This window comes from Candidatus Nomurabacteria bacterium (assembly GCA_023898425.1).
Lineage (GTDB): Bacteria > Patescibacteriota > Patescibacteriia > 2-12-FULL-60-25 > 2-12-FULL-60-25 > HK-STAS-PATE-2.
This window is the reverse complement of sequence record CP060222.1, coordinates 1,023,233-1,032,800: the sequence shown is the minus strand read 5'-3', so window position 1 is coordinate 1,032,800 and position 9,568 is coordinate 1,023,233. Positions and strand designations below refer to the sequence as shown.

The window sequence follows — 9,568 nt, the reverse complement described above, 5'->3', positions numbered from 1 at the left end:
CAAAACGGCAGCATGCGTGCGATTTGTGTAAACACAACAAACTGCTACCTAACAGAGAATGTTAATAAATCTGGTTCTCAGTCAACCGCCCAATACCAAGGCTATCTAAAAGATCATTACGGTAATGTCTTATTGAGCAAAAGCTTCCCAGTTATTACGTTTAACAACACGACAAATTACACAACGTTAACCGGTACAACAGCGCTTACTATCTCACCATCCGGATCACGTCCTGCGTATAGCCAAGTAACACTTACCGCTAATGTCACGAATTCAAACTATTCTGCAAATGACTTAACGGTATTTATCTGGGCAGGCACAACGCCAACCCTCGTAAAGACCTGTACCAATACATCGTATTGTTCAGCATCGTACTACGTAGGAAATGCGAATATGTCTATCCCGGTATACGCATCCGTCACAACAAAAAATGCAACAAATGCTCTTATTAGCCAAACGAGCACTATCTACACATACTAAATAGTAAAAAAAAGACACCCTCCGATCTCTCGACGTTGCTCGAGATGACAGGAGGGTGTTTTGTTAGGCAGGAGGAGAAAGTGTTGTGCGTTCATCCTCGTCTTCATATCGACCGTCTTCGTAGCACATAGCGATGGTCTTGATGCGTTTATGAAGGCGGTAACGAATGGCGTTACGTCCATGCGATGCATTGGAGATAAAGAATTTTTCTTTAGGCAAAACCTGAAAGCTTCTACCCCATAGGGCTTGAGCTGCAGCGTAACCCGCTTTGATTCGCAATAATACTTGATCTTCCGTCTTATATTCTTGATCTTCTGGCTTAAGTCCTTGATCTTCAGGCTTTTGCTCCAATTTATCTTCTGGTTTTTGCTTCACTGGGTTTTTCGGCTTAAGTTGAAGCGCTAGAAGCTGACGAAGGCTTTTTGCCGGCGGCGCCGTTACAAGCCATAGCTCATGATAAGAATAGTGAATAATTGTCCTGGGCCAGTGTAGCTCCAAAAAAATGATATCCACCGCTTGTTTACGAACCCAGGTTTTCACAGCTTCTTTTTGCTTGTGGATGAGCAGCGAAAATTCTCACCCGTACTCAGTGCCCGCATAGCTTTTAACTTTAGGCCTTCCAGAATAAACGAGATACGCTCTTTTAACGTAGGATTGAGAATCCCTTCAGGCATATAGTCATCTAGAAAAAGACGTGAAAAACGATCGATATCGAGCCTAGCGGTCTTAAGACCTAAGCGAGCGAATTGTTGTGCCGCGAGGCGAATAGCTGTTGTTTTGCCAACGCCAGGCATGCCTACAACGAGAATGATGACAGGATTGCCCATGACTCACCTCCGTAGATCTAGCACACCACAAAAAGGACTAATTGAAAACCCCTCGATGTTCTCGAGGGGTTTTTGTTATTTAGCACGTTCTACGTATTCTCCCGTTTCTGTATTGACGATAACCGATTCACCTTGCTTGATAAAGAGTGGTACGCGAATCTTGATACCTCCTTCAAGCGTGACTTCTTTTGTGAGATTACCACCAGAAGCCGTATTACCCGCCACAGCGTCCATTGACTCCGTTACTTTAAAGGTCATCTTGCGTGGTACTTCGACAGCAAGCGGACGTCCTTCGAACATAGTGATATTCACCTTAAGTCCTTCACTAAGATATTTTGCATCATCACCCATTTCATCCGCTGGCATAGTGACTTGCTCAAAGGTTTCATTATCCATGAACGTATACCCCGAAGCATCGCTATAGAGAAAGTTCATATCACGACGCTCAACCGCGACCAATTCGATCGTTTCTGATGTTTTATAGGTCGTTTCAAGCATTTTGCCGGATTGAAGGTTTTTGATGCGCGTGCGTACAAAAGCGGCGCCCTTACCTGGGTTGACGTGTTGAAACTCAACAACGAGCCAAATCCCTTGAGGGTCACGGATTACCACGCCTTTTTTGATGTCATTTGGAGATCCCATAGTCTTAATAGATAGTAATGAATGTCGGGAGTATGGCTCAAAGCCCTAAAATGGTCAATGTAAGCGTTTTTTGATGGGTAATGGCATTAGATCACCTATATTGGGTGTTTTAGCCTGTAACATTGCTAATCGGTCTACTCCGAGAGCATTGCCAGCGCACTCCCCAATCTGAGGCAATGCGGCTAATAAACTCTCATCGATAGCCCATGTTTTTTTGCCTAACGTTTTTCGTAAGGCGATCTCTTCTTCAAAACGTGTTCTCTGCTCTATCGGATCGCTAAGCTCCTCAAAACCGTTACAAAGCTCGAGGTCACCGATATAGAGCTCGACTCGCAAAGCATATCGCTCGTCATTTGGATCACGTTTAGCGAGCGCTGCTTGGCTTGCTGGATAACGATAAAGAAATGTCGGCTGATACACGGTCTTGTCTTCGTTCCAACCTAAACGATGCTCGATTAAAGAAAGAAAAATCTTATGAAAAAGATCGTCCCAAGTATCTGTTGTGCCAACCGTTTGTCCAAGCTCTTTTGCTTTTGCCTTCATCGCTTTATCGTCACCAATGAGCTCATTTAACTCGAGCTTTGCATAGAGGCGAAATGCCTCTTCGACCGTCAATCGTCTAAATGGTTTTATTGTAAATTCATCTTGAATAACAAAACGAACAAGCTCCTCAGTTTCATTTATGAGGTCTGATAATGAGGAATGTTTCCGATACCATTCGAGCATGAGAAATTCTATATCATGTGAACCATCCCATGGTTCATGATCACGAAAGCAGGGACCTAGATCATAGATTTTATCAAAACCAGAACCTAGCATTTTTTTCAATGTATATTCAGGTGAAGTAATAAGCGCCATCTCCCCCGTCCAACCATCTGGACGATGCGCTATTGTCCATAACGGATCGAGATATGGTTCTTGACCTGGTAGGCTTAATAGCCGAGGTGTATGCACTTCAAGATATTCACGTTCATCAAAAAACTGGCGAATCTTTTTGACCGTTTGTGAACGTAACGTAATAAGATCTTTCTTCATGTGAGTATCTAACAATAATTAAAACCCCTGCACAAGGCAGGGGTTTTACTATTAGCGAACCAAGTAAGGCAAGAGAGCCATGAAACGAGCGCGCTTAATCGCATTCGTTAACTTACGTTGGTGCCAAGCACAAACGCCGGAGCGCTTACGTGGAACAATTTTGCCAAAGGATGAAAGATAACGACGAAGGTTATTTGTATCTTTGTAGTTAATTTCGTCGATGTTCATTTTGCAGAAGAAACAAGTCTTCTCGTGTGTGGATTTTTTCATGATGTTGGGTGCGCTCTTCTGAACGGTTCAGCGAGATGAGCACGGGGTGAAATGAATAGGTTTAAAAAGGAATATCTTCGAGACGAATCTCTTCTTCGCCGAGCCCAGCATCCATCGTGTCGGATGAGCCAGAAGCTGTAGGCGATGCAGGAGATGGCGAAGAAGTGCGATAACCTGTTGGTGTAGCAGGTCCGCCTTCTCGGCGATCAAGAAGAATAAAGTTATCAGCAACGATTTCTGTACGATTACGTTTAGCACCATCTTGAGCCTCCCATTCGCGCGTTTGCAAACGACCTTCGACATAGACCTTGCGGCCTTTTGAGAGGTACTGGCCAGCAAGCTCAGCGAGCTTACCCCATACCACAATGTTGTGATATTCAGCCTTTGTTTGTTTTTGGCCCGATGAATCGGTCCAGTTTTGATTCGTGGCAACACCGAAGGAGCACACATTTTGGCCAGTTGCCGTTGTGCGGAGCTCAGGGTCTCGGGTTACGTTGCCGATAATCGTAGCGCGGTTCAAGTCCATAGGTTTCTATAATGCGTAATCTGCAGACAAACGTCTAGACTTCTTCTTTATCTGCTTTTTTTGCAGGCTTGTCAGAAGCGTCGTCGTTTTCTTTTTCTGTATCGTCAGAAGAATCGGCTGATTCTTTTGCTTCAGCATCCGCTTTGCGCTTTGCTGCACGCTTTTCTTCTTTGGTTTCTACAATAACTTCTTGGAAAGGCACGAGGTCATACTTCGCGTCGCTACCTGCAGGTGCGCTCACCGTCATATAACGAAGGATTTCGGTTTGGATACGAAGATTTGTATCAATCGTTGCCAAAGAATCACGGTCAGCGGTGAAGTACGTTAATACGTAATAACCATGATGCTGATCCTTGATTGGGTAAGCCATGTGAAGCTTGCCTAAACGTTTTGTGACTTCTACCGTACCGCCGTACTTAGTAATAAGTGCGGACATACGAGTTTCTACAGCACCAGCCTCTTCTTCGGTCATGGTGGTAGGGATGATGTACAACAGCTCGTAGCGTTGTGACATGATTTCTGACATGTATTTGTTGTGACAGACCCCTGTTCGGGGCGCCCTGAGTAAATCCCGAGCAGAGCAAGGGATGAGTCGAAGGGCTTGGCCAATCACGCTAAATGGATAAGTGGCCATAACCTAGCGAAAATACTGGCCATTGTCAATATATTAAGAAATTATAAAGGACTCTTTGCCGGCGTACTGTCGTGAGAGATACTCGATCACGATAGAACGTAGCTATGGGCCCTTAGTCGTTACAATAGAACGATCGGTTTTAGGCGAGCAAGCTCAAGCGTAAAACCAGTACTACCTATCACTATTAGCGAGAGATACTCGATCACTAATAGCTTTGCTGAATAAATAAACGAAGTGTTACAGGTCTTAACCGACCAATGTCTTGCCGCTAATGCGGTAAAAGCCTGCGCCAATACTTGACGCGGGAGTTTGCTCATACGTCGTTTTGGCCGAGAGCAAAAGATGACCAAAACTATTGAAGAATGTCGTACAGAGCTTTTTCAGCTCATCCGACGTAGCAAGACCCGGCGAATTACTCTTTCGGAGTTCTTCGGATAGATTCTCGCTTTTATCGACCAGAGCAAGGAGCATATCGCCCCCTTCGCCCTCGATGTACTTACTCACGTAATCACACACGAAGGTCGCTTCAGCCTGAACCTTAACGAGGTCCGCATGAACATCACGCAGTTCTCGTAGCTCGGTCTGGGTCGAGTCGAGCTCATTGCCAATCACCTGCAAATTCTGCAAGGCGTTAATTGCTGGAGACTGATCGATCGCATTGGCGACGGCCTCAAATAGGTGGTTAATGATGCTTTGAGGATCATCAGCCAATTCGAGACGAATAGCTTTCTCATCGAGCTCATTACCGCCGAGACGGACAATGATATCATTCGCCATTCGTACAAGTGCGCCAATAGCCGCTTCATGCTGAAACCTGAGCTCGCCTTCATGCTGCTCAAGCACCAAATGCCTGTTCTGTAGAGCATGAAGATCGTGCTCAAGTCGTTGAGCTCTTTCTTCGTCTACAGAGTATTCACTCGAAAGTCGAGCGGCTTCGTTAGCAACGATCTGCTCTTGAAGACGTGCTGCTTCGGCTTCGAGCTCAGACAACTTGCTTCGGGCTTGAGTGAGTTCATTTTCAGCGCGCGCGTGTGACTCGCGAGAAGAATCACGATCATGTAGAAGCTTATCTGCTTCGCGAAGCTCTTGCAAAAGAAACTTCACTAACGAATTGAATCGTTCTTGAGCAGGCTTACGGCTGTCGTACAGATCATCCATCAACTCACCGAGAGATTCACGATGCGGCTTGAGCCACTTCGTGAGTAGCGAGGCTTCGTCGTCCTTTGGCTTTGCTTGCAGTTTCTTTACGAGCACGGCAAGCACTTCACGCTTACGATTTGCATCGTGGAGAAGATATCCCAGCAAAATGACGATGAAACAGAGCGCGATTGCCAGCACTAGGTACAGCTTATTGCTGTCCTGATAACTCACGATGACCGTGGGCTCGCTTGCAGCCACAGGAGCAGGCTCCTGTGGATTCTGAGCATCAACAGCCTGACGAGAGTCTGCTTCGGTCGATTGCGTAGCAATCAACGTAGTGAGACCACTCCCTACTGCTGCAATCGCGGCAGAAGTTTCTTCGCGCGTTGGACGCATTCCTGTCGTGTCCATCTCATTGGCATGGATCTGCTCGAGAAAAGCGTTTAGCTCGACCAAAGACAACGAGCCGCCATGAGCTTCTCGTGCCTGGATCTGTGCTTCGATCGCCAGTTGTCGGTCCCCAGGGGTGGGGATGGCGCTACGAGGCACACGATAGATCTTGCCAGCACGCACCCAGCGCATCACCGTTCCGGTAGACGCAGGGCACAACTGATTCGTGTAATCCGATGTTGTCATCGGCGTATCACGAGAAAAGTTTCGTACTTGGTTGATATATCGATTGTGGCTTTCGCGACAAAGCAGCCATCCATTAGCCAAGTTGGCATTATCGTAATGACGATAGCCGATTTGTTCTTGGCCTTCGGGGATACTCTGATTGATACGCTGAATCCATGAGTCAACCTGACCTGTTGCGCCAGCCTCTGCTCTGAAACAGCGATACCTCACACGATCCTCTTGATGCGGACATGGCACTTCTTCTGCCAATGCCGTAATGGGACTATATCCAACTGTGATGATCACCAGGATAAGCCATAGGATTAACTTCCGAATGCACATCGTGCACCTCCTTGGTTTGGGTTAGAAAGTCCAAGCCCGACAATGCCGGGTTACGGCAGTAACTAAACATTATTTTATGATTTTGTAAAGAGAGCAGATTACTGTATGCTCAGCGCATATGCACCGCATTTTTGCCGTTTTAGGCGTTCAACCTAGACTCTCTCTAGCTGAAATATTACAGACTTATGGCTTACCTAAGCCATTTCTCTGTGACCAAGTCGCTTTTTTTGATGCTGATCTTGATTTAGCGGTTGCACAAAACACTCTTGCAGGCATTACAAAATGCGGTGAAGTTATAGCCACCATCCCCTGGAAAGAACTAAATGGCGAGTATATCGCAGAGCTCATGGAACAACGTCCTAGAGCTTCGCGTATTGTGTACGGCTTAACCGTGTTTGGTGGGTCATCGAATCAACAAAAAGCCTTTCGCCATCTTGCGCTGGAGGTAAAAAAGGCCCTTAAAGGCCGTGGTCGATCGTCTCGTTGGATGAGCGGTAAAGGTCATGATGCCATCTCCCCCGCCGCCGTCGAAAAACTCGAACTCACGACCGAGGGTTATGATTTTGTTATCGGTTTTGACGGTGAGCAAGCGATTATTGGACTCACAACACAAGTGCAACACGCCGATAGCTGGGGTGACCGTGATTTTGGCAAACCTTTTCGTGACGCGCTCACCGGTATGTTACCGCCAAAGCTTGCACGCATGATGGTGAATATCGCTCAACCGAAGAATGCTCTTCTTGATCCTTTTTGCGGCTCAGGCACCGTACTAATGGAGGCGATTCTACTTCACCCAACAATAAAAATCACTGGATCAGACATCGACCAAAAACAAGTTGGTGGCGCTTTAATGAATCTCGACTGGCTACGCAAGAGCGGATCCATCACTACCGAAGAACGCGAACACATTTCTGTTATTCATGCGCCGGTACAAGAAATTGGCCATCATATTTCGGGCAGCGTTTTTGATACGATCGTTACAGAAGGGTATCTAGGCAAACCACTCAAAGGTCATGAATCTCCTCAGTTTTTAGAACGAAATCAGGCTGATGTAACAAAGCTCTGGAAAGAAGCCTTGCCTATTTTGTCGTCATTACAACCTATAGGCGGACGTATTGTTTGCACGTGGCCAATCATGATGTCACAAAACAGCCCTTACTACGTTGAATTAACTGACGAAGAGCTTTTAGCAGCCGGCTATAAACGCATCCATCCTCTTAAAGCATGGAGTAATGACGAAAAACCTATTGTCTATCGTCGAGCCGACCAACACGTTCATCGTCAGCTTATCGTCTTAGAAAAAGTCTAGAATGATCTTGACTTTTTCGCTAAAAACTGCTATAAAAACTATATCAGCGTGTCGCTGAAGCGTACCTTAAAGGAGTTACCATGTCGAAAGATCCTGCCAATAAGCCGCCCTTAAGGCTTGTCGGAGATGGTGAAAACGCTTCTGACATGCCCTTTCAGTCGCATCCTACTTACGTAGAAATGCAGCAAAGACTTGATGAAGCTGAACGCCGTGCCAAGTCTTTTGAAGAAGCACATATCGAAACTCTCGCGCTACTTCGCAAAGAAAAGCTTAATAACCTTTTGCTGATCCATGCGAATATCGAGAGAGAAGCTCGGCGCATGCTCATTGAGCAGTCTCTACTGATTGCTCAGCTTGACGAAGAGCTTGAAGCATCAAGAACTGACTATACTTCGCTGGATGTAGAGTATCAAAAACTCCTACAAACTTACGAAGTTGACGTTGATACCGCTCGAAGCATAATCGAGATGCTTAACGAAGAACTCGCCAAGGCTGATAAGGAAGCGATCGATGCTCGTTATGAGCTCATGAACCTACCTAGTGCCATGAGCGTAGCTCAGCTCTTGCATGATGATCTCGCGCAGTTTGAAAGCCGACTCTCCGTCGAGACTTTCATTCACGCTCCAGACGTTTTTATCGTCGAGCTCGGACGCATTTCCGATCTCTTGCTCGAGAATGAGCATGCGGATATCCGTAAGTTCGGATTTCAATTGCAGACTTTTTCTTATGAGTTTGCGAAAAACCTCCCAAACCGAGGCTACTAAAAAGCGCCCGTGATCCAACCTGGATCCGGGCGCTCTTTTGTTTATTAAAATGTTTCCTTAAGGAAATATTTGATTACCCTCTTCATCATAAAGAATAATCGCTTGCACCGGACACGCTTGAGCTGCGAGCATAATTGTTTCATCATCTGCAGCCTTTGGATCTACGACATAAGCAATATTTTCTTCATCAAGTTGAAAAACACCCGGCGCTACTGTGACGCATGGTGCAGCGCCGATACATGCGTCGCGATCAACCACAATTTTACCAATTTTTTTTATTTCCATAGACGAATGGGATATTAACCGAAGTACTTATCTTTGTAAAAGCGAATAAGTTGCTCGACCTCTGGAATACAAGAAGCGTCACCTGTACCTACCTTTGTCTTGGCTTGGACTTGTTCGAGTGTGTGAGCGCCATCAAGAACCGCCTCTTCAATATCATGATCGGTGACCTTTAATACTTTGTCGATAATGCGACCGTGTTCAACAATAATGCGCTCTTGTTGATCAGACTTACGAAAGTAATCATTAATAGCAGAACGCAATGCCTTATCACCTAATACAGAACAATGAACTTTGCGCGCAGGCAAACCACCGAGGCGCTCCATGATATCTTGTGGGCGAAGCTTAAGCGCTTGCTCAACGGTCATACCACCATTTTCTGTGACCATTACTGACATCATCGATGTTGAAGCAATCGCCGAGGCGCAGCCAAACGTCTTCCATTTAAAATCTGTGATGCGTTCGTTTCCTTCATTATCTTTTTGGACACGAATCCACACTTTCATTGCATCACCACATGCAGGTGATCCCACCATACCCATTGCCGCATCCTTGTACTCAACTTCATCCCCTTCTAAAAAGTTCTTTGGACGAAAGAAATGTTCCTTAACGGCATCCGCGTAAAACCAGCCTTTATCCGCTGCTGGTGTTACAACATCGCCTTTGCGCTCTTCATTTGTAGGTTTAATGATTGGATCCATA

At 45.9% G+C, this 9,568-nt stretch carries 13 protein-coding genes; 3 read left to right on the top strand and 10 right to left on the bottom strand.

Annotation, left to right across the window (positions count from 1 at the left end; genetic code table 11):
* The first annotated feature begins 12 nt into the window (after positions 1-12).
* Positions 13-480, top strand: coding sequence for a hypothetical protein (locus H6759_05665; protein ID USN52462.1), 468 nt, complete (start codon positions 13-15; stop codon positions 478-480).
* Positions 481-543: 63 nt separating this feature from the next.
* Here the strand turns inward: H6759_05665 and H6759_05660 are convergent, their stop codons facing one another.
* From H6759_05660 to H6759_05625, 8 genes are all read right to left on the bottom strand, one after another.
* On the bottom strand, positions 544-1,020 hold the full coding sequence (locus tag H6759_05660; GenBank protein USN52461.1) for a hypothetical protein: 477 nt from the start codon (positions 1,018-1,020) through the stop codon (positions 544-546).
* The gene (locus H6759_05655) at positions 1,017-1,307 is read right to left on the bottom strand and encodes a hypothetical protein (GenBank protein ID USN52460.1); all 291 of its coding nucleotides are present in this window, start codon (positions 1,305-1,307) and stop codon (positions 1,017-1,019) included. Before H6759_05655 ends, H6759_05660 begins: the two co-directional genes overlap by 4 nt.
* Before the next feature lie 75 nt (positions 1,308-1,382).
* Positions 1,383-1,949 carry an elongation factor P gene (gene efp, locus H6759_05650; protein USN52459.1) on the bottom strand — a complete coding sequence of 189 codons (567 nt, stop codon included), beginning with the start codon at positions 1,947-1,949 and terminating at the stop codon, positions 1,383-1,385.
* A gap of 54 nt (positions 1,950-2,003) precedes the next feature.
* Positions 2,004-2,984, bottom strand: coding sequence for an EF-P lysine aminoacylase GenX (gene genX / locus H6759_05645; protein USN52458.1), 981 nt, complete (start codon positions 2,982-2,984; stop codon positions 2,004-2,006).
* A 51-nt stretch (positions 2,985-3,035) separates the two neighbouring features.
* Positions 3,036-3,254: a 30S ribosomal protein S18 gene (locus H6759_05640; protein ID USN52457.1), complete on the bottom strand. Its 219-nt coding sequence runs from the start codon at positions 3,252-3,254 to the stop codon at positions 3,036-3,038.
* Positions 3,255-3,315: 61 nt separating this feature from the next.
* Positions 3,316-3,780: a single-stranded DNA-binding protein gene (locus tag H6759_05635; protein USN52456.1), complete on the bottom strand. Its 465-nt coding sequence runs from the start codon at positions 3,778-3,780 to the stop codon at positions 3,316-3,318.
* A gap of 34 nt (positions 3,781-3,814) precedes the next feature.
* Positions 3,815-4,294 carry a 30S ribosomal protein S6 gene (gene rpsF / locus H6759_05630; GenBank protein USN52455.1) on the bottom strand — a complete coding sequence of 160 codons (480 nt, stop codon included), beginning with the start codon at positions 4,292-4,294 and terminating at the stop codon, positions 3,815-3,817.
* A 366-nt stretch (positions 4,295-4,660) separates the two neighbouring features.
* Positions 4,661-6,475: a hypothetical protein gene (locus H6759_05625; GenBank protein ID USN52454.1), complete on the bottom strand. Its 1,815-nt coding sequence runs from the start codon at positions 6,473-6,475 to the stop codon at positions 4,661-4,663.
* Positions 6,476-6,629: 154 nt separating this feature from the next.
* Here H6759_05625 and H6759_05620 point away from each other — a divergent pair, with 154 nt between their 5' ends.
* Both H6759_05620 and H6759_05615 read left to right on the top strand, forming a co-directional pair.
* On the top strand, positions 6,630-7,820 hold the full coding sequence (locus H6759_05620; protein USN52453.1) for a hypothetical protein: 1,191 nt from the start codon (positions 6,630-6,632) through the stop codon (positions 7,818-7,820).
* Positions 7,821-7,900: 80 nt separating this feature from the next.
* A complete protein-coding gene (locus H6759_05615) occupies positions 7,901-8,584 on the top strand; it encodes a hypothetical protein (GenBank protein ID USN52452.1) in 684 nt (227 codons plus the stop codon).
* 57 nt (positions 8,585-8,641) lie between these two features.
* Here H6759_05615 and H6759_05610 read toward each other — a convergent pair whose 3' ends face one another.
* Together H6759_05610 and H6759_05605 are read right to left on the bottom strand one after the other, a co-directional pair.
* Positions 8,642-8,869 carry a ferredoxin gene (locus H6759_05610; protein ID USN52451.1) on the bottom strand — a complete coding sequence of 76 codons (228 nt, stop codon included), beginning with the start codon at positions 8,867-8,869 and terminating at the stop codon, positions 8,642-8,644.
* Between the two features lie 14 nt (positions 8,870-8,883).
* Entirely contained in the window at positions 8,884-9,567 is a 684-nt protein-coding gene (locus H6759_05605; protein ID USN52450.1) for an iron-sulfur cluster assembly scaffold protein, read from the bottom strand.
* Between the last annotated feature and the right edge of the window lies 1 nt (position 9,568).

Bases quoted from the DNA above. Each gene is read 5' to 3' on its own strand.
- H6759_05665 (USN52462.1), top strand. From the start codon at position 13: ATGCGTGCGATTTGTGTAAACACAACAAACTGCTACCTAACAGAGAAT.
- H6759_05655 (USN52460.1), bottom strand. From the start codon at position 1,307: ATGGGCAATCCTGTCATCATTCTCGTTGTAGGCATGCCTGGCGTTGGC.
- efp (USN52459.1), bottom strand. From the start codon at position 1,949: ATGGGATCTCCAAATGACATCAAAAAAGGCGTGGTAATCCGTGACCCT.
- genX (USN52458.1), bottom strand. From the start codon at position 2,984: ATGAAGAAAGATCTTATTACGTTACGTTCACAAACGGTCAAAAAGATT.
- H6759_05640 (USN52457.1), bottom strand. From the start codon at position 3,254: ATGAAAAAATCCACACACGAGAAGACTTGTTTCTTCTGCAAAATGAAC.
- H6759_05635 (USN52456.1), bottom strand. From the start codon at position 3,780: ATGGACTTGAACCGCGCTACGATTATCGGCAACGTAACCCGAGACCCT.
- rpsF (USN52455.1), bottom strand. From the start codon at position 4,294: ATGTCACAACGCTACGAGCTGTTGTACATCATCCCTACCACCATGACC.
- H6759_05620 (USN52453.1), top strand. From the start codon at position 6,630: ATGCACCGCATTTTTGCCGTTTTAGGCGTTCAACCTAGACTCTCTCTA.
- H6759_05615 (USN52452.1), top strand. From the start codon at position 7,901: ATGTCGAAAGATCCTGCCAATAAGCCGCCCTTAAGGCTTGTCGGAGAT.
- H6759_05610 (USN52451.1), bottom strand. From the start codon at position 8,869: ATGGAAATAAAAAAAATTGGTAAAATTGTGGTTGATCGCGACGCATGT.
- H6759_05605 (USN52450.1), bottom strand. From the start codon at position 9,567: ATGGATCCAATCATTAAACCTACAAATGAAGAGCGCAAAGGCGATGTT.